Annotated in this window: 37 protein-coding genes and 1 tRNA gene; 14 read left to right on the forward strand and 24 right to left on the reverse strand. The window is 58.9% G+C overall.

Features of this window, described 5'->3' with window-relative positions; translation table 11 throughout:
- Nucleotides 1–192: 192 nt before the first annotated feature.
- Nucleotides 193–495 carry a hypothetical protein gene (locus NPS58_RS03665; protein WP_274113624.1) on the forward strand — a complete coding sequence of 101 codons (303 nt, stop codon included), beginning with the start codon at nt 193–195 and terminating at the stop codon, nt 493–495.
- 140 nt (nt 496–635) lie between these two features.
- Complete coding sequence (locus NPS58_RS03670; RefSeq protein WP_274113626.1) at nt 636–947, forward strand: I78 family peptidase inhibitor; 312 nt, start codon at nt 636–638, stop codon at nt 945–947.
- Between the two features lie 109 nt (nt 948–1,056).
- Here the strand turns inward: NPS58_RS03670 and NPS58_RS03675 are convergent, their stop codons facing one another.
- On the reverse strand, nt 1,057–1,269 hold the full coding sequence (locus tag NPS58_RS03675; protein WP_007956027.1) for a cold-shock protein: 213 nt from the start codon (nt 1,267–1,269) through the stop codon (nt 1,057–1,059).
- Between the two features lie 160 nt (nt 1,270–1,429).
- Nucleotides 1,430–1,723, reverse strand: coding sequence for a hypothetical protein (locus NPS58_RS03680; protein ID WP_274113628.1), 294 nt, complete (start codon nt 1,721–1,723; stop codon nt 1,430–1,432).
- A gap of 383 nt (nt 1,724–2,106) precedes the next feature.
- Here NPS58_RS03680 and thrS point away from each other — a divergent pair, with 383 nt between their 5' ends.
- The 9 genes from thrS (at nt 2,107) to NPS58_RS03725 (ending at nt 9,580) form a co-directional block, all read left to right on the forward strand.
- Nucleotides 2,107–4,029: a threonine--tRNA ligase gene (gene thrS / locus NPS58_RS03685; RefSeq protein WP_274113630.1), complete on the forward strand. Its 1,923-nt coding sequence runs from the start codon at nt 2,107–2,109 to the stop codon at nt 4,027–4,029.
- Complete coding sequence (infC, locus tag NPS58_RS03690) at nt 4,029–4,580, forward strand: translation initiation factor IF-3 (protein WP_274115345.1); 552 nt, start codon at nt 4,029–4,031, stop codon at nt 4,578–4,580. The genes thrS and infC overlap by 1 nt, the downstream gene beginning before the upstream one ends.
- A 60-nt stretch (nt 4,581–4,640) precedes the next feature.
- On the forward strand, nt 4,641–4,835 hold the full coding sequence (gene rpmI, locus NPS58_RS03695) for a 50S ribosomal protein L35 (RefSeq protein ID WP_027620572.1): 195 nt from the start codon (nt 4,641–4,643) through the stop codon (nt 4,833–4,835).
- A 29-nt stretch (nt 4,836–4,864) separates the two neighbouring features.
- Nucleotides 4,865–5,221 (forward strand): 50S ribosomal protein L20, encoded by a 357-nt coding sequence (gene rplT / locus NPS58_RS03700; protein WP_010222414.1) that lies wholly within the window; start codon nt 4,865–4,867, stop codon nt 5,219–5,221.
- Nucleotides 5,222–5,325: 104 nt separating this feature from the next.
- On the forward strand, nt 5,326–6,342 hold the full coding sequence (gene pheS, locus NPS58_RS03705; protein ID WP_274113633.1) for a phenylalanine--tRNA ligase subunit alpha: 1,017 nt from the start codon (nt 5,326–5,328) through the stop codon (nt 6,340–6,342).
- 36 nt (nt 6,343–6,378) lie between these two features.
- A complete protein-coding gene (gene pheT, locus NPS58_RS03710; RefSeq protein ID WP_274113635.1) occupies nt 6,379–8,754 on the forward strand; it encodes a phenylalanine--tRNA ligase subunit beta in 2,376 nt (791 codons plus the stop codon).
- 3 nt (nt 8,755–8,757) lie between these two features.
- Nucleotides 8,758–9,060: an integration host factor subunit alpha gene (gene ihfA, locus NPS58_RS03715; protein WP_002553164.1), complete on the forward strand. Its 303-nt coding sequence runs from the start codon at nt 8,758–8,760 to the stop codon at nt 9,058–9,060.
- Nucleotides 9,041–9,397, forward strand: coding sequence for a MerR family transcriptional regulator (locus NPS58_RS03720; protein ID WP_010222411.1), 357 nt, complete (start codon nt 9,041–9,043; stop codon nt 9,395–9,397). The genes ihfA and NPS58_RS03720 overlap by 20 nt, the downstream gene beginning before the upstream one ends.
- Before the next feature lie 106 nt (nt 9,398–9,503).
- Nucleotides 9,504–9,580 (forward strand) — tRNA-Pro (locus NPS58_RS03725).
- A gap of 79 nt (nt 9,581–9,659) precedes the next feature.
- Here the strand turns inward: NPS58_RS03725 and NPS58_RS03730 are convergent.
- From NPS58_RS03730 to NPS58_RS03780, 11 genes are all read right to left on the reverse strand, one after another.
- Entirely contained in the window at nt 9,660–10,823 is a 1,164-nt protein-coding gene (locus NPS58_RS03730) for a tyrosine-type recombinase/integrase (protein WP_274115346.1), read from the reverse strand.
- The gene (locus NPS58_RS03735) at nt 10,709–11,113 is read right to left on the reverse strand and encodes a helix-turn-helix transcriptional regulator (RefSeq protein WP_274113637.1); all 405 of its coding nucleotides are present in this window, start codon (nt 11,111–11,113) and stop codon (nt 10,709–10,711) included. The genes NPS58_RS03730 and NPS58_RS03735 overlap by 115 nt, the downstream gene beginning before the upstream one ends.
- A 44-nt stretch (nt 11,114–11,157) precedes the next feature.
- Complete coding sequence (locus tag NPS58_RS03740; RefSeq protein ID WP_274113639.1) at nt 11,158–11,334, reverse strand: hypothetical protein; 177 nt, start codon at nt 11,332–11,334, stop codon at nt 11,158–11,160.
- A gap of 43 nt (nt 11,335–11,377) precedes the next feature.
- The gene (locus tag NPS58_RS03745; protein WP_274113640.1) at nt 11,378–11,758 is read right to left on the reverse strand and encodes a hypothetical protein; all 381 of its coding nucleotides are present in this window, start codon (nt 11,756–11,758) and stop codon (nt 11,378–11,380) included.
- Between the two features lie 52 nt (nt 11,759–11,810).
- Nucleotides 11,811–12,044 carry a hypothetical protein gene (locus tag NPS58_RS03750; RefSeq protein WP_274113641.1) on the reverse strand — a complete coding sequence of 78 codons (234 nt, stop codon included), beginning with the start codon at nt 12,042–12,044 and terminating at the stop codon, nt 11,811–11,813.
- A 46-nt stretch (nt 12,045–12,090) separates the two neighbouring features.
- Nucleotides 12,091–12,441 (reverse strand): hypothetical protein, encoded by a 351-nt coding sequence (locus tag NPS58_RS03755; RefSeq protein WP_274113643.1) that lies wholly within the window; start codon nt 12,439–12,441, stop codon nt 12,091–12,093.
- Nucleotides 12,438–12,830: a phage protein NinX family protein gene (locus NPS58_RS03760; protein ID WP_274113646.1), complete on the reverse strand. Its 393-nt coding sequence runs from the start codon at nt 12,828–12,830 to the stop codon at nt 12,438–12,440. The genes NPS58_RS03755 and NPS58_RS03760 overlap by 4 nt, the downstream gene beginning before the upstream one ends.
- Nucleotides 12,827–13,048, reverse strand: a complete 222-nt coding sequence (locus NPS58_RS03765; RefSeq protein ID WP_274113648.1) for a hypothetical protein — start codon at nt 13,046–13,048, stop codon at nt 12,827–12,829. Before NPS58_RS03765 ends, NPS58_RS03760 begins: the two co-directional genes overlap by 4 nt.
- On the reverse strand, nt 13,045–13,362 hold the full coding sequence (locus NPS58_RS03770) for a hypothetical protein (RefSeq protein ID WP_274113650.1): 318 nt from the start codon (nt 13,360–13,362) through the stop codon (nt 13,045–13,047). The genes NPS58_RS03765 and NPS58_RS03770 overlap by 4 nt, the downstream gene beginning before the upstream one ends.
- Nucleotides 13,359–13,547 (reverse strand): hypothetical protein, encoded by a 189-nt coding sequence (locus NPS58_RS03775; protein ID WP_274113652.1) that lies wholly within the window; start codon nt 13,545–13,547, stop codon nt 13,359–13,361. The genes NPS58_RS03770 and NPS58_RS03775 overlap by 4 nt, the downstream gene beginning before the upstream one ends.
- 84 nt (nt 13,548–13,631) lie before the next feature.
- Nucleotides 13,632–14,195, reverse strand: coding sequence for a hypothetical protein (locus tag NPS58_RS03780; RefSeq protein ID WP_274113653.1), 564 nt, complete (start codon nt 14,193–14,195; stop codon nt 13,632–13,634).
- A gap of 85 nt (nt 14,196–14,280) precedes the next feature.
- Between NPS58_RS03780 and NPS58_RS03785 the strand changes: the two genes are divergently transcribed.
- Nucleotides 14,281–14,871 carry a hypothetical protein gene (locus NPS58_RS03785; protein WP_274113654.1) on the forward strand — a complete coding sequence of 197 codons (591 nt, stop codon included), beginning with the start codon at nt 14,281–14,283 and terminating at the stop codon, nt 14,869–14,871.
- A gap of 40 nt (nt 14,872–14,911) precedes the next feature.
- Here the strand turns inward: NPS58_RS03785 and NPS58_RS03790 are convergent, their stop codons facing one another.
- Nucleotides 14,912–15,181: a hypothetical protein gene (locus tag NPS58_RS03790; RefSeq protein WP_274113656.1), complete on the reverse strand. Its 270-nt coding sequence runs from the start codon at nt 15,179–15,181 to the stop codon at nt 14,912–14,914.
- A 232-nt stretch (nt 15,182–15,413) separates the two neighbouring features.
- Here NPS58_RS03790 and NPS58_RS03795 point away from each other — a divergent pair, with 232 nt between their 5' ends.
- A complete protein-coding gene (locus NPS58_RS03795) occupies nt 15,414–15,983 on the forward strand; it encodes a hypothetical protein (protein ID WP_274113657.1) in 570 nt (189 codons plus the stop codon).
- 66 nt (nt 15,984–16,049) lie between these two features.
- Here the strand turns inward: NPS58_RS03795 and NPS58_RS03800 are convergent, their stop codons facing one another.
- The 10 genes from NPS58_RS03800 to NPS58_RS03845 all read right to left on the reverse strand — a co-directional run bounded on the left by NPS58_RS03800 (nt 16,050) and on the right by NPS58_RS03845 (nt 21,429).
- Nucleotides 16,050–16,556 (reverse strand): hypothetical protein, encoded by a 507-nt coding sequence (locus NPS58_RS03800; RefSeq protein WP_274113658.1) that lies wholly within the window; start codon nt 16,554–16,556, stop codon nt 16,050–16,052.
- Between the two features lie 56 nt (nt 16,557–16,612).
- On the reverse strand, nt 16,613–16,924 hold the full coding sequence (locus tag NPS58_RS03805; RefSeq protein WP_274113660.1) for a hypothetical protein: 312 nt from the start codon (nt 16,922–16,924) through the stop codon (nt 16,613–16,615).
- 250 nt (nt 16,925–17,174) lie between these two features.
- On the reverse strand, nt 17,175–17,672 hold the full coding sequence (locus NPS58_RS03810; RefSeq protein ID WP_274113662.1) for a single-stranded DNA-binding protein: 498 nt from the start codon (nt 17,670–17,672) through the stop codon (nt 17,175–17,177).
- Nucleotides 17,669–18,529 (reverse strand): ATP-binding protein, encoded by an 861-nt coding sequence (locus tag NPS58_RS03815; RefSeq protein WP_274113664.1) that lies wholly within the window; start codon nt 18,527–18,529, stop codon nt 17,669–17,671. Before NPS58_RS03815 ends, NPS58_RS03810 begins: the two co-directional genes overlap by 4 nt.
- Before the next feature lie 9 nt (nt 18,530–18,538).
- Nucleotides 18,539–18,685 carry a hypothetical protein gene (locus NPS58_RS03820; RefSeq protein WP_274113666.1) on the reverse strand — a complete coding sequence of 49 codons (147 nt, stop codon included), beginning with the start codon at nt 18,683–18,685 and terminating at the stop codon, nt 18,539–18,541.
- A 7-nt stretch (nt 18,686–18,692) separates the two neighbouring features.
- Nucleotides 18,693–19,793 carry a hypothetical protein gene (locus tag NPS58_RS03825; RefSeq protein ID WP_274113668.1) on the reverse strand — a complete coding sequence of 367 codons (1,101 nt, stop codon included), beginning with the start codon at nt 19,791–19,793 and terminating at the stop codon, nt 18,693–18,695.
- 44 nt (nt 19,794–19,837) lie between these two features.
- Nucleotides 19,838–19,960 (reverse strand): hypothetical protein, encoded by a 123-nt coding sequence (locus NPS58_RS03830; RefSeq protein ID WP_274115399.1) that lies wholly within the window; start codon nt 19,958–19,960, stop codon nt 19,838–19,840.
- A gap of 163 nt (nt 19,961–20,123) precedes the next feature.
- Nucleotides 20,124–20,348, reverse strand: a complete 225-nt coding sequence (locus NPS58_RS03835; RefSeq protein WP_274113670.1) for a hypothetical protein — start codon at nt 20,346–20,348, stop codon at nt 20,124–20,126.
- Entirely contained in the window at nt 20,345–20,599 is a 255-nt protein-coding gene (locus tag NPS58_RS03840; RefSeq protein WP_274113672.1) for a hypothetical protein, read from the reverse strand. The genes NPS58_RS03835 and NPS58_RS03840 overlap by 4 nt, the downstream gene beginning before the upstream one ends.
- A gap of 20 nt (nt 20,600–20,619) precedes the next feature.
- Nucleotides 20,620–21,429 (reverse strand): hypothetical protein, encoded by an 810-nt coding sequence (locus tag NPS58_RS03845; RefSeq protein ID WP_274113674.1) that lies wholly within the window; start codon nt 21,427–21,429, stop codon nt 20,620–20,622.
- Here NPS58_RS03845 and NPS58_RS03850 point away from each other — a divergent pair.
- Complete coding sequence (locus NPS58_RS03850; RefSeq protein ID WP_274113677.1) at nt 21,419–21,637, forward strand: hypothetical protein; 219 nt, start codon at nt 21,419–21,421, stop codon at nt 21,635–21,637. The genes NPS58_RS03845 and NPS58_RS03850 overlap by 11 nt on opposite strands.
- The last annotated feature ends 197 nt before the right edge of the window (nt 21,638–21,834 follow it).

Raw genomic sequence — 21,834 nt, forward strand, 5'->3', positions numbered from 1 at the left:
GAACATTTCCGGATAAAAACTGCGCGCACTATGGGTTCAAACGCCGGGCCCTGGCGATTGAAGAGCAAGGCCAAGCTGCCGTTGCCCAAGGAGTGCAGTAAATCATGCCAAGGCGTGGCAAGGCACTGCGACTTAGGCATAAGGGCAGGGGGCGTGGCAAACTAACGGTTTCCAGTTTGTCGGAAGCGCGCTGTGCAGATCGATTTGAACAACCCAGAACAGTTTACCGTTGAAGCGGTGCGCAGCTTGCTTGCTGCAGGCAACAACGGCCAGCACAGCCAGTTGCGGGTCAACCGTGGGGGCATTGCCTGGCTTTCCCAGGTGGTGGGCGGTCGTGAGCTCGACGGCCTGGCCTTTCGTCTGGAAACCTGGGCGGCGGGATCCGGCTGCGTCGGCGCACAGGCCGCGGAAGACGAACGCTGGGTGCTGCAGGTGTTCAATGCGCTGAAGAACAACTGGCCCAAACCTGCGAGCGATTACATCGACCTGTACTGACTGTAGGCAGGGCTTGTGCAAAATCCCGTGACGATTAGGTTTTCCTTGAGTGCGCTGGCTCAGGCAGACTTTGCGGGTTTTGCAACGAAAAACCAGTGAGGCTGTCAGATAGGCAGCATTCCGTATTTAAAGGAGGATTCATGTTCCGTGCATCATTGATGAGCCTGTTGGCAGTTGCCGCTCTGGCCGGTTGCAGCACTGGCGGTTCGTCGTCGAAGACGACCGAGCCCGTGGCTGCGAACACTGACGGCCGTTGCCAGGCCAGTGGTGCCGAGTTCGCCGTCGGCAAGCCGGTCACCCCCCAGTTGCTGGAGCAGGCTCGCAAGGCTAGCGGTTCGCAACTGGCTCGCGCCCTGGGGCCTCATGATGTGATCACCCTGGAGTACCGCTCCGAGCGCCTGAACCTGAACACTGATGCCCAGGGCGTCGTCACGCGCGTCAACTGCGGCTGAACCTGCGGTGCAGGAGCGGGCTTGCCCGCGGTCGCAAGCGCGGTTCACGCTGGTTCCTGCAGGCACAAAAAAACCCGTCACATGGACGGGTTTTTTTATTCGTCAGATCTTACTCTGGACGAACTTGTGCAGCCTGCATGCCCTTCTGGCCTTTTTCGGCAACGAAGGAAACGGTCTGGCCTTCCTTCAGGCTTTTGAAACCGTCGGTTTCGATAGCCTTGAAGTGAACGAACAGATCGTCGCCGCCACCTTGTGGAGTGATGAAGCCGAAGCCTTTCTCATCGTTGAACCATTTTACGGTGCCGGTTTGGCGATTAGACATGGGTGTATCTCCAGGAAACATGATTTTCAGTAGTGCGGTGTTGCCGAGGCCAACAGGGTGCACGCCGACCATCATAGTCTAATTATGGGCTTGTAGCCCCTTTTACCTTCGCAGATTGCTGATCTGGAGCAAATTTGCGATGGATTACAGGGCCAAATGCCTATTTTTTCGGGGCGCAAGCAGCTGCAACTTTTTCTTGCGCGCGCTTCATGGTGTTGGCGTCAATGCCATCCGAACTGTCCAGATCCTTGATTTCCGCATCGGTGAATTCCTTTTCGATCACTTTCCCGGCACAGCTGCAGTGCTGTTCGGCGGCAGCCTTCGCCAGGCCTTGCTGTTGCGCTTGGGCCACGCAATTGGACTGGTAGCCTGCGGGTAGCTTGCCGGCATGGGCTCCCAACGGCAGCAGCAGGACAGAAGCAGCCGCCAGGGCCAGTAGAGACTGAAGTCGCATAACCAAACACTCCTTGGGGTCGAGTCTCACAAGAGTAGGACGCTTCACAAACTCTGAGCAGAAAAAATCCGCGCAAGTTCACCGCCAAGGCTTAAATTCAGAATATTTCTACCGAACCGCGCTAATCCGCCCTCAATCAGCGCAAAGCTTTGTGCTAGCATGCTCGGCTTGAGTTCGCCGCTGGCTTTTCTTGTCGCTTGCGGCTTGCAGCTCCCAACTATTTTTTACTATTCCAGTCACTCTGGTTCGTTCCCTGGCAGGCTCTCGGGCTTCTGCCACTGTGAGGCAGGCTTTGCTTCGGCAAGGACAGGGGCGGATCGCGTACTGGCTCATCCCAACCCACGTGACCTTTGGTAGGGGTCACCACTAGGAGAGGAGGCGCCATGCCCATTATTACTCTTCCCGATGGCAGTCAACGTTCCTTCGACAAGGCCGTATCCGTAGCCGAAGTCGCCGCATCCATCGGTGCCGGCCTTGCCAAGGCCACCGTCGCCGGCAAGGTCGACGGCAAGCTGGTCGATGCCTGCGACCTGATCGAGCACGACGCCAGTCTGCAAATCATCACGCCCAAGGACGAAGAGGGGCTGGAGATCATCCGTCACTCGTGCGCTCACTTGGTCGGTCATGCCGTCAAGCAACTGTACCCGACCGCCAAAATGGTCATCGGGCCGGTCATCGACGAAGGTTTCTATTACGACATCGCCTACGAGCGTCCCTTCACGCCTGACGACATGGCGGCGATCGAACAGCGCATGCAGCAGCTGATCGACAAGGATTACGACGTCATCAAGAAGGTCACCCCGCGCGCCGAGGTGATCGAGGTGTTCAAGGCCCGCGGCGAAGACTACAAGCTGCGCCTGGTCGAAGACATGCCGGATGAACAGGCCATGGGCCTGTACTACCACGAAGAATATGTCGACATGTGCCGCGGTCCGCACGTGCCGAACACCCGCTTCCTGAAGTCCTTCAAGCTGACCAAGCTGTCGGGCGCCTACTGGCGCGGCGATGCCAAGAACGAGCAGCTGCAGCGTGTCTACGGCACTGCCTGGGCCGACAAGAAGCAGCTGGCTGCGTATATCCAGCGCATCGAAGAAGCGGAAAAACGCGATCACCGTAAGATCGGCAAGCGCCTGGGCCTGTTCCACCTCCAGGAAGAAGCGCCGGGCATGGTGTTCTGGCACCCCAACGGCTGGACCCTGTACCAGGTGCTCGAGCAGTACATGCGCAAGGTGCAGCGTGACAACGGCTACCTGGAGATCAAGACCCCGCAAGTGGTCGATCGCTCCCTGTGGGAAAAGTCCGGTCACTGGGCCAACTACGCCGACAACATGTTCACCACCCAGTCGGAAAACCGCGACTACGCCATCAAGCCGATGAACTGCCCTTGCCACGTGCAGGTGTTCAATCAGGGCCTGAAGAGCTACCGCGAGCTGCCGCTGCGTCTGGCCGAGTTCGGTGCTTGCCACCGTAACGAGCCATCGGGCGCCCTGCACGGCATCATGCGTGTGCGTGGCTTCACCCAGGATGATGCGCACATCTTCTGCACCGAAGAACAGATGCAGTCCGAGTCCGCCGCATTCATCAAGCTGACCATGGATGTCTACGCCGATTTCGGCTTCAAGGACATCGAAATGAAGCTGTCCACCCGTCCTGAGAAACGCGTGGGTTCCGATGAGCTGTGGGATCGCGCCGAAGCCGCGTTGGCTGCAGCACTCGACAGCGCCGGCCTGCCGTACGACCTGCAGCCGGGTGAGGGCGCCTTCTACGGTCCGAAGATCGAGTTCTCGCTCAAAGATTGCCTCGGCCGTGTCTGGCAGTGTGGTACCCTGCAGCTCGACTTCAACCTGCCGATCCGTCTGGGCGCAGAATTCGTCTCCGAAGACAACGGCCGTAAGCATCCAGTCATGCTGCACCGTGCGATCCTCGGTTCGTTCGAGCGTTTCGTCGGAATTCTGATCGAGCACTACGAAGGTGCTTTCCCGGCTTGGCTCGCGCCAACCCAGGCGGTGATCATGAATATCACCGACAAGCAGGCCGAATTCGCCCTGAATGTTGAAAAAACTCTCAATGAAAGCGGATTCCGTGCCAAGTCCGACTTGAGAAATGAGAAGATCGGCTTTAAAATCCGCGAGCATACTTTGCTCAAGGTCCCTTACCTTTTGGTTATAGGGGACCGTGAGGTCGAAACGCAAACCGTCGCCGTACGTACCCGAGAAGGCGCAGACCTTGGCTCCATGCCGGTCGCCCAGTTCGCGGAGTTCCTTGCGCAGTCGGTTTCCCGGCGTGGTCGCCAAGAATCGGAGTAATTACTATTAAGCGTGATATGAGAAACGATAAACGAGCTGCACCGAAGGCCCCGATCAACGAGAATATCTCGGCACGCGAGGTTCGGTTAATTGGCGCTGACGGCGAGCAGATTGGCATCGTCTCGATCGATGAAGCGCTTCGTATCGCTGAAGAAGCGAAGCTGGATCTGGTAGAGATTTCTGCCGACGCGGTACCTCCTGTTTGCCGCGTCATGGACTACGGCAAGAGCCTTTTCGAGAAGAAAAAGCAGCAGGCCGCCGCCAAGAAGAATCAGAAGCAGATCCAGATTAAAGAAATCAAGTTTCGTCCAGGGACGGAGGAAGGGGATTACCAGGTAAAACTACGCAACCTGGTACGTTTCCTTAGTGATGGGGACAAGGCCAAGATTTCCCTGCGTTTTCGCGGCCGTGAGATGGCTCACCAGGAGCTGGGTATGGAACTGCTGAAGCGGGTCGAAGCTGACCTCGCCGAATACGGTACCGTCGAACAGCATCCGAAGATGGAAGGACGCCAGCTTATGATGGTCATCGCCCCCAAGAAAAAGAAATAACCACCAGGGCACGGCAGGCCTTGCGGTTATGTTTATCAACTGAATGCGGAGTATCCGAACATGCCAAAGATGAAAACCAAAAGCGGTGCAGCCAAGCGTTTCTTGAAAACGGCTAACGGCATCAAGCACAAGCACGCTTTCAAGAGCCACATCCTGACCAAAATGTCGACCAAGCGTAAGCGTCAACTTCGCGGTAGCAGCCTGCTGCACGCGTCGGACGTTGCAAAAGTCGAGCGCATGCTGCGCCTTCGTTAATTTTTGGTCAAAGATAGAGGAAATTACTCATGGCTCGTGTAAAGCGTGGCGTCATCGCTCGTAAGCGTCACAAGAAAATTCTGAAACTGGCTAAAGGTTACTACGGCGCACGCTCGCGCGTATTCCGTGTAGCCAAGCAAGCGGTCATCAAGGCAGGCCAATACGCCTACCGCGACCGTCGTCAGAAAAAACGTCAGTTCCGCGCTCTGTGGATCGCTCGTATCAACGCTGGTGCGCGTATCAACGGTCTGTCCTACAGCCGCCTGATCGCTGGCCTGAAAAAAGCGTCGATCGAAATCGACCGTAAGGTTCTGGCCGATCTGGCAGTGAACGAAAAAGCGGCGTTTGCTGCGATTGTCGAGAAGGCTAAAGCCTCGCTGGCTTAAGTACCCCCGACAATCACCCGGCGTCATTTCCGGCGCCGGGTGTTAAACGTCTTAATAGGGGAAGAGCCTGCGCTCTTCCCCTATTTTGTATCTGGAGTCTGTACATGGAAAACCTGGACGCGCTGGTCTCCCAAGCCCTGGAGGCCGTGGAACGCGCTGAAGACATCAATGCCCTGGAACAGATCCGGGTTCAATTCCTTGGCAAGAAAGGCGAACTGACCCAGGTGATGAAGACCCTGGGCAACATGCCTGCCGAAGAGCGGCCAAAAGTTGGCGCGCTGATCAACGACGCCAAAGAGCGCGTCACCGAGGTGCTCAACGCGCGCAAGGCAGCTTTTGAAGAGGCCGAGCTCAGCGCCCGCCTGGCTGCCGAATGCATTGATGTGACCTTGCCGGGCCGTGGCCAGACCTCCGGTGGTCTGCATCCGATCACCCGCACCCTGGAGCGCATCGAGCAGTTCTTCACCCATATTGGCTACGGCATCGCCGAGGGCCCTGAGGTCGAAGACGACTACCACAACTTCGAAGCACTCAACATTCCCGGCCACCACCCGGCCCGGGCAATGCACGACACCTTCTACTTCAATGCCAACATGCTGCTGCGCACCCACACCTCGCCGGTGCAGGTACGGACCATGGAGTCCAGCCAGCCGCCCATCCGCATTGTCTGCCCGGGCCGCGTCTATCGCTGCGACTCGGACCTGACCCACTCGCCGATGTTTCACCAGGTCGAAGGCCTGCTGATCGATCGCGATATCAATTTCGCCGACCTTAAAGGCACCATCGAAGAGTTCCTGCGGGTGTTCTTCGAAAAGGAACTGGCGGTCCGCTTCCGTCCGTCCTTCTTCCCCTTCACCGAGCCTTCGGCTGAAGTCGACATCCAGTGCGTGATGTGCAGCGGCAACGGTTGCCGTGTGTGCAAACAGACCGGCTGGCTGGAAGTCATGGGCTGCGGCATGGTTCACCCGAACGTGCTGCGCATGTCTGGCATCGACCCTGAAGAGTTCCAGGGCTTTGCCTTCGGCATGGGCGCCGAGCGTCTGGCCATGCTGCGTTACGGCGTCAACGATTTGCGTCTGTTCTTCGACAACGACTTGCGGTTCCTTGCGCAATTTCGCTAGGTCGCGCACCCGTAACGAATCTTTCAGGAGAGCAGGATGAAATTCAGTGAAAAATGGCTGCGCGGTTGGGTCAACCCGCAGGTATCCCGAGACGAGCTGGTTGCCCGTCTGTCCATGGCCGGTCTTGAAGTCGACAGCGTTACCCCGGCTGCCGGCCAATTCAGCGGTATCGTCGTGGGTGAGGTGCTGAGCACCGAGCAGCATCCAGATGCCGACAAGCTGCGTGTGTGCCAGGTCAGCAACGGCAGCGAGACCTTCCAGGTAGTGTGCGGCGCGCCCAATGTGCGCCCTGGCCTGAAGATCCCGTTTGCCATGATCGGCGCCGAACTGCCGGGCGACTTCAAGATCAAGAAAGCCAAGCTGCGTGGCGTTGAATCCAACGGCATGTTGTGCTCGGCGGCCGAGCTACAGATCAGCGAAGAGAACGACGGCCTGTTGGAACTGGCTGCCGACGCCCCGGTGGGCGAAGACATTCGCGTGTACCTGGACCTGGACGACGCCAGTATCGAGGTCGACCTGACCCCGAACCGCGGCGACTGCCTGTCCCTGGCTGGCCTGGCCCGTGAAGTTGGCGCCCTGTACGCCGAGCCGGTCACTCGCCCGCAAGTCCCCGCCGTTGCTGCCGTGCACGACGAAGTACGCCCGGTCGAAGTCCTGGCCCCAGCCGCTTGCCCGCGTTACCTGGGCCGTGTCATCCGCAACGTCGACCTGTCGCGTCCGACCCCGTTGTGGATGGTCGAGCGCCTGCGTCGCGCTGACGTACGCAGTATCGACGCTGCCGTCGACATCACCAACTATGTGATGCTCGAGCTGGGTCAGCCGCTGCACGCATTCGATCTCGCCGAAATCAATGGCGGTATCCGTGTGCGCATGGCCGAGGAGGGCGAGAAGCTCGTTCTGCTTGATGGCCAGGAAGTAGCATTGCGCAGCGATACCCTGGTTATCGCCGACCACACCCGCGCCCTGGCTATCGCCGGCGTCATGGGTGGCGAGCACAGTGGTGTGTCTGCCACCACGCGTGACATCTTCCTTGAAAGCGCCTTCTTCGAGCCGATTTCGGTCGCTGGCAAGGCCCGTTCCTATGGCCTGCACACCGACGCTTCGCACCGCTACGAGCGTGGCGTCGACTCGCAGCTCGCCCGCGAAGCCATGGAGCGCGCCACTGGTCTGCTGCTGGAGATCGTCGGCGGTGAAGCCGGTCCGGTTATCGAAACCGTCAGCGAACAGCACCTGCCAAAGATTGCACCGGTGACCCTGCGTTCCGAGCGCATCAATCAGATGCTCGGCATGGACATGGACACCGCGGAAGTCGAGCGCCTGCTCAACGCCCTGGGCCTGAAAACCAGCGGTGAAGCCGGGCAGTGGCAGGTCGAAGTTCCAAGCCATCGCTTTGACATCAGCCTGGAAGTCGATTTGATCGAAGAGCTGGCCCGCCTGTACGGCTACAACCGCCTGCCGGTTCGTTATCCGCGAGCGCGCCTGGCCCCGCAAGCCAAGGCCGAGGCTCGTGGCGAACTGCCGGCCCTGCGCCGCCTGCTGGTTGCCCGCGGTTACCAGGAAGCCATCACCTATAGCTTCATCGACCCGAAACTATTCGAACTGTTCAGCCCGGGCGTCGAGCCGCTGCTGCTGGCCAACCCGATCTCCAGCGACATGGCGGCCATGCGTGCCTCCCTGTGGCCGGGCCTGGTCAAGTCGCTGCAGCACAACCTCAACCGCCAGCAAGACCGCGTGCGCCTGTTCGAGAGCGGTCTGCGCTTTGTCGGCCAGCTGGGCAACCTGCAGCAGCAACCGATGCTCGCTGGCGTGGTGTGCGGCAGCCGCCTGCCGGAAGGCTGGGCCAACGGTCGCGACACCATCGACTTCTTCGACGTCAAGGCTGATGTAGAAGCCCTGTTGGGCTTCTCGGGTTCGCTGGCCGAATTCAGCTTCGTACCGGGCAAGCACCCGGCGCTGCACCCGGGCCAAACTGCCCGCATCGAGCGTGCCGGTCGCGAAGTCGGTTACCTCGGTGCGATCCACCCGGAGCTGGCCAAGACCCTGGGCCTGGACCGTCCGGTGTTTGTCTTCGAGCTGGTATTGGGTGAAGTGGCCGAAGGCCGCCTGCCGAAGTTCAGCGAACTGTCGAAATTCCCTGAAGTCCGTCGTGACCTGGCTTTGGTAGCAGGACGTGATGTTGCTTCGAGCTCGGTGCTTGAAGTAATTCGTGACAATGCAGGCGAATGGCTGACAGACCTCAGGCTGTTTGATGTTTATCAGGGTAAAGGTATTGATCCTGATAGAAAAAGCCTGGCCGTTGGCTTGACCTGGCAGCATCCATCGCGCACTCTTAATGATGAAGAGGTGAATACCGCGACCCAAAACATCCTCACCTCGCTCGAACAAAGGTTGAACACCACGTTAAGGAAATAGCGTATGGGTGCTCTGACGAAAGCTGAGATGGCCGAACGGCTGTACGAGGAGCTGGGCCTGAATAAACGTGAGGCCAAGGAATTGGTCGAACTGTTCTTTGAGGAAATCAGGCACGCTCTAGAAGACAACGAGCAGGTCAAATTGTCCGGATTCGGCAATTTCGACCTGCGTGACAAGCGCCAGCGGCCGGGCCGCAACCCCAAGACAGGGGAAGAGATCCCGATCACGGCGCGTCGAGTCGTCACCTTTCGTCCAGGGCAGAAGTTGAAAGCCCGAGTTGAGGCCTATGCTGGAACCAAGTCATAACGACGAGCTTCCGCCGATTCCAGGCAAACGCTACTTCACTATTGGTGAAGTCAGCGAGCTTTGTGCGGTAAAACCGCACGTGCTCCGCTACTGGGAGCAGGAATTCCCCCAACTCAACCCGGTGAAGCGCCGCGGCAACCGACGGTATTACCAGCGCCAGGACGTGCTGATGATCCGCCAGATCCGCGCGCTGCTGTACGACCAAGGCTTCACCATAGGCGGGGCGCGTTTGCGCCTCTCTGGCGATGAAGCCAAGGACGACACCACCCAATACAAACAATTGATCCGGCAGATGATTGTCGAGCTTGAGGATGTATTGGTGGTGCTGAAGAAGTAACCTCTATCGGGCCATGAATTTTGGAAAAAATGCTTCCATAATTCAAAAGGTTAGGGTAAATTCTTCAACGTTCTCAGCAACTAGGGGAACATGCTTCAAGCCCAGTCGGGGCGTAGCGCAGCCCGGTAGCGCACTTGCATGGGGTGCAAGGGGTCGAGTGTTCGAATCACTCCGTCCCGACCATTATATTCAATGACTTAGGCCAGATTCGTGAGAACTGGCCTTTTTCATGTGCGTGACTTTTGCGTGACTTCTCCAATTTTCACGCCTGCCTCCTCTTCAGAATCGTCAGCACTGGTCCTCTCGAATCAGTGGCTGATACCATGTTTGCCGCCTCGATCAGTTGGCCAAGCTCGGCGCCCGAGTAGTGACTGGTGATGCTCCCGTTCTTGTGCCCGAGCAGCGCCTTGCGGTCTTCCTCGGTTACCCCGGCAGCCTTCAGGCGGCGGCCGAAAGTGTGCTTCAGATCGTGAATCCTGATAGAAGCGTATCCAGGGTGAGCAGGGCGAAGGTTTTTCTCCTGCCAGAGTTTCGCTGCTCTCACCCGTGCTTTCTTCCAGGCCGAATCGTTCATACGATGCATCGCGGTGTCGTTGTACGGGAAAACCCACTCCCGGCTGATGCCACGCTGCCTGTCGATGATCGACTTGGCCACGCTATTCAGCACCACCAGGCGCTCATCTCGGTTCTTTACTCCCGAGTTGGCGTGCCGGCCGCCGAAGTCGGCGGGGATCAGGAACACACTCGTTCCCAGCTCTGGTACTGAAATCTCCCAATCCCACTTCAATTTGCAGACCTCCTGCTCGCGACACCCTGTGTTCACCTTGAACAAGGCCATCGTCTGTAGGTGAGCCGGCAACTCTCCGAAAAGGATCGACTGCTCTTCCCAGGACAATGGGTAGGGCTTCCTGCTAGATCTTTTCTCTTCCAACTTGCTCAGCAGTGGCACGCTATCGAGCCACGGCCTGCGCTCCTCGTCTCGCCATTTCCTTGCACACAACGACAGAACCCGGATCACGCGCTCGATCGCGATGTTCACTGTGCGGTTGGTTACCGCGGGCTTTACCTTGCCGTCTGGTAGCACCTGGTCGGACTGGCGTTCCGCAATGAACGCCTCCAGGGCCTGATCGTCAATATGGGTTAGCGGCAGGTCTCCGATGTAAGGATCCAGCTGCTTCAGGCACAAAGCCGTCAAACGTATCGACGGCTGGTCTCGGTGCTCAAGGATGTAGCGAGTTGCTGCTTCCCTGAACGTGCGTACCTGACGAACCCCATAAACCTTCCGCTGGCGAATCTGCTCGAGCCGGTGAATCAGGTAGCGCTCTGCTTCTTCCCGCTCACCAGTTCCAGTGCTCTCGTAAAGTCTTTCTCCGTTGATTTTCTTGTCGATGTGCCAAATGCCGTTCCTTTGGGAAAGGCCCGTGATTGTCTTTCGCGCCATCCTTTATCTCCTGATGGACGCTCGCTGCCGGGTGATTGTCGTCCCTGAGCGCCGTCTTTCGCAATTGCCATGGCCAGGATGTAATCGTTCATCCAGGCATCCAGTTCTTCCCGGTCAAAGCCGACGCCGCGCTCTCCGATGGGGAATTCGCTCACATACGGTCTGACGGTTTTGTTGAATTCAGCTCGGCACATGCCGAGGTACTTTGGAGCTTCGCCTGCGCGGAGAATGCGCGGCAGAATTCGTGCGGCCGGTGCCGCGCTGGCGTTTGCCATGGATGTTTGTCTCCACGCCGCCGGCGGCGGCACAGTAGGAAGGTTTATGCGAGGAAGTGGTGGCCGACAGACGCGGTCCGGGCGGCCTGCTCGGTACGGAACATGAGCCTGGTGGTGCTGGTTCTGCCCCAGCTGTCGTATTCCACGTCGACCCACCAGTGGCCGAACTTGCGGTACGGCTCGCCGAGGATCTTCGTGACGTAGCAGTCGATCAGGTTCATGGGTTATCTCCACGCCGCGCATGGCGGCAGAGGTGAGGAGGGGTTAGGCCTTGGCCGGGAACCACTCGTTGTCGAATTCGAACTGGCTGACTAGCTCGACGGAGATGTGAGGGATCTCGCGCTCGAAGCGCAGCGTGCCGTAATGACGCTCGACGAAAGCCTTCGCCTCTTCGACGAAATGCTCTTTGAATATGCGCAGCAAGTGGTCGGCTGCCTTCTCGTAGTCCTCTTCCCGGTAGTTCTCCTCGACCAAGCCACCGCGGCAGACTCGCCACACGCAGCGCTTGGGCTGGGCCTCGGCGGTCTTGATCTTTTCGGCCATCTTGTCGCGGGCGTAGCGCAACTGGTCCAGGGTCAATGTCTCCACCCACTGATCTGTGCTGACTCGCATGGTGTGGCCTTGGTGACAGGTGATTTCAGGCATGAGTGGTCCTCGCCCACCTACCGGCAGGCTTGAGTTGTTGTAGGGGGTGGGGTTACTGAATCTTGCCGGTGAGGCGTTCGCGCCAAGTCAGGCGCCGGGGCAGGTGTTCGCGGTCGTCAACCTCGACCACTACATAGGCTGTTCGGTCAAAGGCGGCGTCACGTCTCGCAGCAAGCAGGCATGCTTCGTCATCAGCGGTTTGCTGGGTGGTCGCGTTCAGCTCGTGCACATCGAAGCCTTTACTGCTGACGTGCCAGCCGTGGACCACGGCAATGAATCGGCTCATCGCGGACCCCTGTAGATCAGGTAGGCCATGTACATCAGTGACAGGATCATTGCTTCTTCTCCTGTGCGCGGCGTGCAACCCCCTCCATGATGGCGCTCGACATGCGCCGGCGTTCTTGTACTGCTGGGCTGTCGGGGTCGTTATTGGGGCCGAGCCAGCTCCGCGGGTCCTTCCCCATTGCCCGCTTCAAGCGACCGAAGTTCTCGTCGCGTTGCCAGACACAGCTGTACACCAAGAACGGTTTCTTGCCTTCCGTTTCGGCCTCGGCCAGCTTCCAGATGGCCTGTCGATCAAACGTCATGAGCGCATCCATGGCGCATACAGCCAGCCGCAGGTCCTCGTAGTCAGGGCGTTCGCCGGATTTCGCGGCTTCGATGATTTCGCCGAGAGTCTTCATGGCATCAGCTCCTTCGGCACCTGGACGGTATGGCCGAGTTTGTAGTGGACGAAGCCCCGGGAAAATGCGACTAGTGCAGTGGGCCCGTAGCACCAGGCGCCAGCAAGCCCCGGGCCGCCGCTGTACTGGACTTCTTCGCTTAGGCCTGGGCAGTGCTGGGTGCTTCCGTGGTGCTTGTCGATCAGTTGGCCACCAAGTGTCCAGTCTTCCCAAGGGTTGAAGCGTTTGGTGTGCTCGATGGCCTGGCCCTGGTACCGGGCGAACACCCGCCAGGGGTTGCCGTACTGCGGCGGGACCAGTTCAAGGTTCAGCCCTTCGGCCTTGCCAACGGCCCAGCCCAGCGCCTCGCCTGCCAGGTCTGACGTCTTTACTTCGATCAGGTCGGTCATGGCTGCCCCTGCAGCGCGATATCGATCGCCATCCTTTTTGCCTGATCCTCTTCTTGGGCACTCGGGCTGGTCAGCCTGACCGCTCCGTACGTTTTGTTGCCCATGAAGCCTTCTTCGACATAGATGTCCCTTCCGCCAAATGGCAATACCTCAACCACTACCTTTCGGAATTTGCACAGCATGAAGTCCAAGCGCTGCGTATCCGTGAATTCGCTCACAGCTGATACCTCTCATCAATCCAGCGCCCAGGCGCCAGTGCGGGTGTAGGTTGGTTGTCGGTCTGTTCGTGCGGGGAGAGCTGGCGCTCGTTGCGGGCCAGGTCCGACCTGTGCAGCATCCAGTCCGGCAGGCAGGAGATCCCGCCATTGCCACCGCCGTACTTCCAGCAGGTGACCTGCCGGTGATCGTCGTGCATCACCTCTACGTGGGTGTCTGGCCTGGCCGCCCGGTGCTGGGCGAGCTGTTCTGGCGTCATGGGCTCGCAGCCGGCCAGGGTGGCCAGCAGCAGGAGGCAGAGGGCGAGGCGGGTCATTCCTTCACCTCGATGGTCACGTCGTCATGAATCCACTCGATGTCGAGCAGGTCGTCTTCGGTGATCTGGTCTTCCCGGGTGTCGTTCATGCTCACCAGGTCCTGAACCTCATCGTCAGGTACGTTTTTCATGACCTTGCGGAAGTTCACGACCGCTTTCCCGGTCAGGATGATTGTTTTGCCCACGGCAGATCCTTGGCCGCCATATCGCGGCAGTGAATAGAGGGGAGAGGGGGTTAAATCAAGTAGGAGTACAAATGTACTCCATGGTCATTCGGGGGATTGGCTGGCTGCTTTCAGCTCATCCGAGGCGTGCTGGCGCCAGTCAGAGCCGTGCTTCAGATAGTGTCCAAGCAACCAATGGATAACGGTGGCCTGTTCTTCTTCGGCTTTTCTGGCGATGGTGTGGCCCATCTTGCGCAGTGCCTGGGCGATACCGATACAGGTGAAGCCCGGACGGCCCAGGATCGCGCGGAGGTCTTCGTTCAGTTCGGTGATCGCCCGCTGTCCATCCCTGAATGCCTTGGCACCCTGGTCAGCCATATCACCGGCGCTGAAGCCGGCGGAGGTTGGTGGGTGGAGGTAAAGCTTGGCGCCGACCTCAGGCATTTGACCTTTCCGCCAGGCGACTTCTTTCAAGCCTTCTCCGAATGAAACGATCTCGGCCAGCGGCTCGCCCTGGTGCTGGGCGGCTGGCTGAGCGAGAAGAGCCCGAACCTCTTCTGCAAATTCTTTGAATCCGTAGCTGCCGACGATGCGCAAGGCTTCTTCAAACTTGTCACGCGGCACGCTGACCATCTGTTCGGTGTTGCCGGATCGGTTTTCTATGGGCATGAAATGTTCCTTGCTGTAGTGCCAGCTCAGTCGTTAAGTTATTGAATAAGAGTGATAATTTCATGGAGTACGGAGTCGATTAGCCATGAACAAATTTCAATTAGTATTCGCAGCGGGAGCTTTTTTTACGGGGCTTGTACTGGCCGTGCTCGCAATTTTGGAAAGTCGCTATTGGGGAGCAGCGGGATGCCTTGCCGCAGGCCTTGCGTTGGCAATTACTATTCTTCTTTTTGAAGATGTAATGAGTCCTAGCTTTTGGCTTGCATCGACGTGTACGGCAGCGCTTACGCTCTTTTCGATCTTGGATACATTTACATCCAGTCATCTGGTAAATCTCAAAGAGGCAGACGCTCAAAACGACTTCGTCACAGAACTGATGCAACTAGAGGCCGGATCAGCCCGTTTGAATTCTCGGGAAAAAGGAATCGTTACCGAAGCTTTAAAGACTTGTGTGGTGCAGGGTTACTCGGACGGTATGGACATGGTCGTAAGCGCTCAAAAATCCATCTACTTCGGTCCGACTTTGTCGCTTGCTGATGGTGTGAACTCTGCCCTTCAGATCGAACGACCACCACGCTGCCTCGATTACTATCGAGAGTTGCGTAAAACCCAACCTCAGTTATTTATGCAGATGGAAAAATCTCATCCGTGGCTACTAGATTCCCATCCGAGTTGATTCATGTCGGATCGGATTTTTGCGGACACGGGCAATCCTCTTAGGCCGCTTTCGAGAAGTCGGGCGTGTAGTCAGTCCACCCAATTTTCGGCATCTTGGTCTTCTGATTGATCACCGGTTTGCCTTTGGCGTCGGTAATCACGCATTTGGCCCTGATGCGTAGATCGCGGCACTGGCCTGTCTTACGCGCAAGCTCCATGAACTGCTGGGCGTACTGCGGTGCATCGAACATCTGGCTCAGTTGCTTCACCTTCTCGCCGGCCATGATCGCTGCAGCGCAGTCAGCCACGGCCTGCTCCCATTCAGCCAAGGTCAGCTCTAGGGGGGGGGCAGCCAGCTTTCCCGCTCGGCTTGGTCGTCTTGGTAATCTTCCTGGCCTCAGCCAGCGCTACGTCGGCGGTCATGCCGAAGACTGCGAATGTGCTCATGGTTATCTCCAGGCAGCCACCAGCCTCGCCGGGGTGGCGTGATTTGTTGAAGTGGGGTATTGGTATTCGGCTTGGCGACACTTGGTCGCGATGCGTGTTTAAAGGAAGAACAAGATGGACTGTTGGAGCTGGGACGCGCTATCGGCAATAGGCACGATGGCCGCTGTCATTGTCGCCCTGTGGGTTTCTGTCCAATCAATTTTCGCTAATCGCTCTTTAAACAGGGATCGGGCTCAGCTAGCTGCGGCAAGGATGCTTAGCCCATTGTTGGCTCTCGACAGGAAAGCAGGTTTCATCGGGCTTCGTTTCGGATTTAGGCATCTCGATGAACATGATGTAGACCAATCCGCGCTGAAGGCTTTGGAAGAACTTCAAGGTATTTGTAAGTCGATTTCTATTGACGACTTGTATCCACTTCTCCCACTACCTAGGCATGCCGCTAAAAGATCGGCCAAGGCTTTGGGCTTGGCTGAGGTTTTTTTTGATGATGCTCATTCCATGCTTACGCATCCATATTGGGCCGAGCTGGATGCTGAGCAGCGGAACCTGCATTACGACAGATGGATGAAGATGCTTTCTGAAATTCATGATCACTTGTCTGTCGCTGTTTTTGAGGCAGAGTCGGCCTCGTCGACTGGGGCACCTAGACCTTCGCGAGGGAAAAAGGGCGCCCTTAAAAACTAATCGTGATCCTTGTTGCGCTGACCTAAGCTATTGAAAGGAAAGGCGCTGGCGGGCAGAGCCGAAGGGTCAGGCGACGAGGCGATTTTTCCAGGCCGCTGCATCGGCTTTGCGCTTGCTCAGCACGGCTTTGTAGCTGGTCTTGGCGAGTGCTGCCGTTGTCGACCATTCGCCCTGCACGTCTCGGTCAGAGGACCAGTCGTAAGCGGTATGGCCGGAGCGGGTGCGATACATACGGTATTGCCACTGGCCATCATGCCTGCGTTTCTCACGGTGAGGCCGGTTGATCCCCAAGAACTCGTGGAAGTCGCAGGTCCATTCCTCGTCGTAGTACCGGTCGTAGTTGGTGCGGCGTGGAGGCCTGGGTAGGGCGCCCGCCATCTCGCCGTACTCAATGCCGTCGACGGGGTGGTACCGGCCTGGCTGGCGCTTCGTGCTTTCGTCGAGCACGATGCCGACGTAATGACCGAAGTCGGCGGTGATGACGCCAGGCTTGCCGTAGGCGATCACTCGTCGTCCGATGCACGCCGGGACCTGGTAATACTGCTGAACGTATTCGCAGGGTGTGCCGATCATGGCTTTCTCCATGCATACGCCGCCCTCCGTGGCCGGATGCGGTCGTGTGATTTGGGTTATTCGTCGTGACAGATGCGAAGTGCTTGGCGCTGGTAGGCGAGTTCTAGCCTTCGCGCCACGATTGGAGAGACTGTGATTTCGTGGCGCGGAGGCGTGAAGAATGGCCTCGACCCCTCCGGGCCCATGGCGTGAAGATGATGCAGGGCCAGGGTCATAGCCTCGCCTTGCTCTTCAATTCCGTGCCACTCCATCAGTTCGGCCAGAACATTCCGGGTTCCTTGGCGGGCCCGCATTCGCAGCTCTTCCTCGCCAACAGCCTTTCGCTTGCTGGCTGCCTTTGCCGACCGGTCTTGCTGGCTCGCAGCCATACACCACCTCCTTCAGTCCGCTAGGCGGCAAGTGAACCTGTGCCCGGCGCTGGTGGCGCTGTAGGGCCATTCGTTTGAGTTTCATGGGTGAGTTCCATATCGGCATCGTGCCAACCCGCAAGCCACCATCCGCCGTCGACGGTCATGTTTCCGTAGGGCTGAGAGAGGCGGCACTTTCCATCTTGGCGGCAGGCCCGGCCCTGGTAATAGGCCGTGGGGTAGATGAGGCGTAACCGTTGGGCCTTCATGGCTACGTCCCGGCCAGGTGGTGCAGCGGGGCGAACGGGATATCGTCGTCGAAGTCATCCGGCGGCGCGGCCTGCTGGTTCTGCTGGGGCGCCTGGCGGGGCTGCTGCCGTTGCTGTTGAGCCTGTCGCTGTTGTTGCTGGCCGGCGCCTTGGTTATCTGGCCGGCCGCCCAGAAGCTGCATGGTGCCGTTGATATCGACATGCACCTCAGTGCTGTAGCGCTTGATGCCGTCCTTCTCCCACTCGCGGGTCTTGAGCTTGCCTTCGATGTAGCACTGCGACCCCTTGCGTAGGTACTCGCCGGCGATCTCCGCGACCTTGCCGAACAGCACTACGCGGTGCCATTCGGTCTTCTCGACTTTCTGGCCGGTCTGCTTATCGGTCCAGGCTTCGCTGGTGGCCAAACTGAGGTTGGTGACCGCGTTGCCGTTCGGCAGATAGCGGACCTCCGGGTCCTGGCCGCAAGTGCCGACCAGGATGACTTTGTTGATGCCCCTCATACTGCTTTCTCCGCGAGTTCTGCTTTGCGTTGGTCTTTGGCCGCGTTCAGCTGTGCCAGGTGGTCAGGTGACTGCTCAAGGATTCGGTACGCGGCGGAGTACACGCTCTGCAGCTCCTGCATGGTCTCGGTAACCGGGATCTTCGACAGAGCATCCTGCAGCGCCGTGGTCTGCAGGTCGGCCTGCGACTTGCCGTCGTTCAGCCAGGCAAGAAGGCGGCGCCCTGTGTCCTCGCTGATCACCTCGGGCTGATCGAACAGCTTCGTCCGGTCCTTGCTGGCGATGGCCGCATGCCCGTCATGGGTGATGTCGAGCACCACGGTGAACTCGTAGTCTGTGCCGTCCCGCTGCTCGGACTTCATGCCGAGCTTGATCACCTTCTTGCCTTCGCCCTGAACCGTCTCGGTCTTGCTCCGCATGGTGCAGATGATGTGCAGCGGGCTGGTCAGGATCTTGTCGGTCAGCTTGCGGTGACGCGGCGTGGTTTCGCTCCAGGCCGCCCAGGTGTTGCCCTTGAACTTCTGGTGCGCGAGCTTCTCGTTCGACTCCAGGCAGCCACCAGAGCCGGTCCACTCATGCGAGTAGCTGTCGATAATCAACACGCTGTAGCCGGCTTGCTCGGCGGCAGTGATTGCATCGGCGTAGCGCTCAGGCGAGTAGGGCGCGTGTAACTCGAGCACATCGAAGTCGGCAATGTCGGCGTACAGCGACGCGCTACCGTGCTCGGTATCGATGACCGCGATTCGACCGCCAAGGCCCTTGGCCATGAGCAGCGCGGAGAAGGTCTTTCCAGACCCTGATGGCCCGGCAAGTGCCAGCCGTAGCTTGGCCTGCTTGCGTTCGGCTTTCTTGAACATAGGATGTCCTCAGTTCGGTTGGTTGTCCCACTGCCGCTGGATGCGCGCGGCCTCGTCTTCGTACACCTTGCGCTGCTCGCCGTTGAATTGCTCGGGCGAGAAGGCTCCGACCATCTTCCAGTCGAACTGGGCGGCCAGGCGGGGAGTTGTGTTCATGGGCGCCTCAGTAAGCGATGGTGATGGCGGGAATCCTGCGCTGCGCGATTAGGGTGATGGCCTGCTTGGCGCACTCCTCGGTCATGCCGCCGGCTACGAATGCATCAAGGGCGGCACGGTTGATTTTTGCTTTGTGCAGCTTGTCCCGCTCGCGGGCTTCCTGCTGGCGGACAATTTCGGCGGCCGCTGCATCAGCGCGGCGGCGTTCGTCCTGGCGGGCCTGCTCAGCGGCTTCCGCTGTCCGACGCTCAGCTGCCAAGCGCTCTTGTTCAGCGCGCTGCACGGCGGCGATGCGGTCGGCTTCGGCCTGAGCTGCGGCGCGTTCTGCCTGTTCGGCCTGCAGCTTCAGTTCCAGCTCGCGGCGATCTGCGGCGGCCTTGGCTTCGAGTTCGCGGCGATGGGCTGCTTCACGTTCGGCCTGGGCCTTCTGTTCGGCTTCGATGCGAGCGAGCTCGGCAGCTTCCCGGGCGATGCGCTCCTCGCGCTCCTTCTGCCCGCGTGCTTCCTCCTCTGCACGCAGGCGGGCCAGTTCAGCCTGTTCTGCTTCGTACTGCTGGCGGATGGCGAGGGCAGCGCGCAGCACCTTCAGCGAATCGTCCTTGGCCCGGGCGGCTTCGGCTTCGAATTCTTCCCACTGCTGGCCCAGGGTGACCGCTTCAACCTTTGCGATCCGGTCAGCCAGGTCCTCGGCGGTGATGCCGTCCAGAGCTTCGGCGTTGAGCTTTAGGCGAGCAATCGCGTTATTGTGGCGGTCGACCCGATCATCTTCGTCAGCCTGCCAGGCATTGAGAGGCCGGCGCACCTCTGCTTGCCACGCGTCCAGCGTGTCGCGCATCCGTTTGCGCTCGGCGTCGATCTTCTTCGGGATCTCCTTGAGCTCGGCGACCAGGTCCTTGCCGACGTTGTCCAGCAAGGTCTTGGACCTAGCCACTTTGTAGGCGATCGAGGCGATGGCCTCGCGCCCTTTGCGGGTGGTGACATCCGGCACGAAGGCGTCAATCTCGTCGCGTATCTTTTGCAGGTAAGGGTCAAGGCCGTTGGCAGCCTGGAACACCTGAAGTGCGGTTTCTTTCGGCGGCACAGCGGCCAGCTCGGTTTGTGCAGACATGCGAATCTCCCGCGCCATCCATGCGGTGGGCGCTGATATGGTGATTACTGGGTGATGCAGCCGGCCAGGGCGCTCAGGAGGAGCCAGCCGGTGCAGAAGGTGAGGGCGATGAAGGAACCGCGCCAGGTGGCGATTCGGCGGGCCCGCTGGAAGGAGGTCATGGGCACGGTCTCGGCCGGGCAATAGGCCGGCGCTTCAGCCAGTCAGCCTTCATGGGGTGGCGCAGATCCCGAACAAGCATATCGCGGGGAAAGTGGAAGGTGCCGCGCACTTGGGCGGCCTGGGCTTCCTCGACCTGTTCGTGAATCAGGGATTTAACGGGTGCAGTGCTCATTGGTGCCTCCCCATGCTTTCCATGGTTTGCTGGTGGTCACGCTCAAGGATCTTGTGGCGGCGAGCCACGTAGTGTCGGTAGAGGTCGGTGCCGATGGCACCCAGGGCATAAGCCATCTCGATTGCCATGGATGTCTCGCCGTGGAGCATTGCTGAGCTGGACTGTCGAAGGGCGTCGAAGCGCGCATCAATGATCTCAACCGCTTTTTCGTGCCTGCTCATGCGGTCCTCCTCGTGGCAGCGCCGTTTCCACACTTTGCTTCCATCTTGTCGAGCGCCGCGGCCATCGCTTTCTTGCCGCTGGCTTTCCTGAAGGCTTCCTGCTGCCTGATCATTGCAAGCCACGCCCGGTTGTTCTCGGCGGCCTGCTCGGGGGTTACGCCTTCAGCCCAATGCACGTCGTCACCGGACAAGCGACGATCCAAAGCGCGCGCCTGGGCGCTGTCTGCATACAGCTCATGGTCGCGATTCATGGTCGCCTCCAGGTGGTGGGTTACTCGGCTTCCAGCTTCGCGAGCTCGTCACGAAGTCGTGCAATGCGATCGCTCTTTGCCTTGTTCTTCGCGGCCTCGTACTTCTCGACGACACCGGGAGGCGTCACGATGCCTTCGATCTTCTGCCAGGTTTCGAGGTAGAGGTTTTGGTTGGTGCCAGACAAATAGTCAGCACACTGCTTATCGAAGTCGGCCTGCGCCCACTCAAGGGCCTCTTCGTAGCTGGTAGCAGGTCGGATCTCTGCGCTCCCGCCACTGCCGTCGCGATAGGTGTGAAGTCGGTAGGTGAGATTGCCGTCCGAGTAGCCGAACAGCGAAACAAGCTTCATCCCGTCAACCTTGACTCGGCGATTCCACGAGTCGTTATCGGTGTCGAATGACTTGAGGTCGTCTGCCCACTCGAAAATTTCAGGGCTGTAGCCGCCCTTGTAGAGGTGCGTGATTTCGCCGGAGAGGAACTTCTTCAGAGTGTCCAACTGCGTGTCTTCGGCCTTATTAGCAAATGCCATCAGAGCGTCGGCATGGGACTTTGCCTTCTCCTTGGCGATACCCAAGCGGCGAGATTGGGATTCAAGATCATCCTTCAGCCTTTTGGTTTCACGCTCATACCGCTCTTCTTGCTTCTTCAGGTCGTTGCCTTTCCACGATACGGCTGGAGCATCGTGCAGGCTTTTCACGACGAAGTTCTCGTCGCTTGGGATTTCCTGGCCGTTGCTGACGAAGATTTCCTGCACGATCGTTTGCTCGGCGTTGAGCTTTCCGACGACGACAACTTTGCGGCCATCGCTGGTGTACTTGATGCTGTTCATCTTGAGCCTCGATATGACCGCATTGGCCAGGAGCCAGGCGAAGGTGACCAAACCCACCGTGAAAGGTGGCCTGGCGCCTGCCAATGCGGTCGATGTGAAGGGAATGGGTGCAGGCGGTGAGCGCTACCTCACATGCATCTGGTCTGGCCAAGAAGGCCCCGGATTCGCCTACGGTGATGCGATCTGCATCGATGATTCGGCTTGCTGACACCTGCCAGCGCCTATGGCTAAGCCTGATACCCGCGCTTCCGTAGAATCGCCTGACCAGCCTTGCAGCCGGTAGCGGGGCCTGGCATCACTGCTACTGGGTTCCGATTCAAGCCGAACGCGGATGAAGAAAGGTGCATCGGTGATGTGACTTGGCGGGGATTCGAACCCCAAAGACTTATGCCAGCTTCGGCAGCG

It is taken from the genome of Pseudomonas putida, from assembly GCF_028682455.1.
Lineage (GTDB): Bacteria > Pseudomonadota > Gammaproteobacteria > Pseudomonadales > Pseudomonadaceae > Aquipseudomonas > Aquipseudomonas putida_AA.

Excerpts from the sequence above, each read along its gene's own strand:
- NPS58_RS03670 (WP_274113626.1), top strand. The coding sequence starts at position 636 with ATGTTCCGTGCATCATTGATGAGCCTGTTGGCAGTTGCCGCTCTGGCC.
- NPS58_RS03675 (WP_007956027.1), bottom strand. The coding sequence starts at position 1,269 with ATGTCTAATCGCCAAACCGGCACCGTAAAATGGTTCAACGATGAGAAA.
- pheS (WP_274113633.1), top strand. The coding sequence starts at position 5,326 with ATGGAAAACCTGGACGCGCTGGTCTCCCAAGCCCTGGAGGCCGTGGAA.
- NPS58_RS03835 (WP_274113670.1), bottom strand. The coding sequence starts at position 20,348 with ATGAGCAGGCACGAAAAAGCGGTTGAGATCATTGATGCGCGCTTCGAC.
- NPS58_RS03845 (WP_274113674.1), bottom strand. The coding sequence starts at position 21,429 with ATGAACAGCATCAAGTACACCAGCGATGGCCGCAAAGTTGTCGTCGTC.
- NPS58_RS03750 (WP_274113641.1), bottom strand. The coding sequence starts at position 12,044 with ATGAGCCGATTCATTGCCGTGGTCCACGGCTGGCACGTCAGCAGTAAA.
- rplT (WP_010222414.1), top strand. The coding sequence starts at position 4,865 with ATGGCTCGTGTAAAGCGTGGCGTCATCGCTCGTAAGCGTCACAAGAAA.
- NPS58_RS03735 (WP_274113637.1), bottom strand. The coding sequence starts at position 11,113 with ATGGCAAACGCCAGCGCGGCACCGGCCGCACGAATTCTGCCGCGCATT.
- rpmI (WP_027620572.1), top strand. The coding sequence starts at position 4,641 with ATGCCAAAGATGAAAACCAAAAGCGGTGCAGCCAAGCGTTTCTTGAAA.
- NPS58_RS03720 (WP_010222411.1), top strand. The coding sequence starts at position 9,041 with ATGCTGGAACCAAGTCATAACGACGAGCTTCCGCCGATTCCAGGCAAA.
- NPS58_RS03780 (WP_274113653.1), bottom strand. The coding sequence starts at position 14,195 with ATGCCCATAGAAAACCGATCCGGCAACACCGAACAGATGGTCAGCGTG.
- thrS (WP_274113630.1), top strand. The coding sequence starts at position 2,107 with ATGCCCATTATTACTCTTCCCGATGGCAGTCAACGTTCCTTCGACAAG.
- NPS58_RS03755 (WP_274113643.1), bottom strand. The coding sequence starts at position 12,441 with ATGAAGACTCTCGGCGAAATCATCGAAGCCGCGAAATCCGGCGAACGC.
- NPS58_RS03740 (WP_274113639.1), bottom strand. The coding sequence starts at position 11,334 with ATGAACCTGATCGACTGCTACGTCACGAAGATCCTCGGCGAGCCGTAC.
- NPS58_RS03815 (WP_274113664.1), bottom strand. The coding sequence starts at position 18,529 with ATGTTCAAGAAAGCCGAACGCAAGCAGGCCAAGCTACGGCTGGCACTT.
- NPS58_RS03795 (WP_274113657.1), top strand. The coding sequence starts at position 15,414 with ATGGACTGTTGGAGCTGGGACGCGCTATCGGCAATAGGCACGATGGCC.
- NPS58_RS03770 (WP_274113650.1), bottom strand. The coding sequence starts at position 13,362 with ATGACCCGCCTCGCCCTCTGCCTCCTGCTGCTGGCCACCCTGGCCGGC.
- NPS58_RS03820 (WP_274113666.1), bottom strand. The coding sequence starts at position 18,685 with ATGAACACAACTCCCCGCCTGGCCGCCCAGTTCGACTGGAAGATGGTC.
- NPS58_RS03745 (WP_274113640.1), bottom strand. The coding sequence starts at position 11,758 with ATGCCTGAAATCACCTGTCACCAAGGCCACACCATGCGAGTCAGCACA.
- NPS58_RS03850 (WP_274113677.1), top strand. The coding sequence starts at position 21,419 with ATGCTGTTCATCTTGAGCCTCGATATGACCGCATTGGCCAGGAGCCAG.
- ihfA (WP_002553164.1), top strand. The coding sequence starts at position 8,758 with ATGGGTGCTCTGACGAAAGCTGAGATGGCCGAACGGCTGTACGAGGAG.
- NPS58_RS03825 (WP_274113668.1), bottom strand. The coding sequence starts at position 19,793 with ATGTCTGCACAAACCGAGCTGGCCGCTGTGCCGCCGAAAGAAACCGCA.
- NPS58_RS03800 (WP_274113658.1), bottom strand. The coding sequence starts at position 16,556 with ATGATCGGCACACCCTGCGAATACGTTCAGCAGTATTACCAGGTCCCG.
- NPS58_RS03805 (WP_274113660.1), bottom strand. The coding sequence starts at position 16,924 with ATGGCTGCGAGCCAGCAAGACCGGTCGGCAAAGGCAGCCAGCAAGCGA.
- pheT (WP_274113635.1), top strand. The coding sequence starts at position 6,379 with ATGAAATTCAGTGAAAAATGGCTGCGCGGTTGGGTCAACCCGCAGGTA.
- NPS58_RS03840 (WP_274113672.1), bottom strand. The coding sequence starts at position 20,599 with ATGAATCGCGACCATGAGCTGTATGCAGACAGCGCCCAGGCGCGCGCT.
- NPS58_RS03680 (WP_274113628.1), bottom strand. The coding sequence starts at position 1,723 with ATGCGACTTCAGTCTCTACTGGCCCTGGCGGCTGCTTCTGTCCTGCTG.
- NPS58_RS03760 (WP_274113646.1), bottom strand. The coding sequence starts at position 12,830 with ATGACCGACCTGATCGAAGTAAAGACGTCAGACCTGGCAGGCGAGGCG.
- NPS58_RS03810 (WP_274113662.1), bottom strand. The coding sequence starts at position 17,672 with ATGAGGGGCATCAACAAAGTCATCCTGGTCGGCACTTGCGGCCAGGAC.
- NPS58_RS03785 (WP_274113654.1), top strand. The coding sequence starts at position 14,281 with ATGAACAAATTTCAATTAGTATTCGCAGCGGGAGCTTTTTTTACGGGG.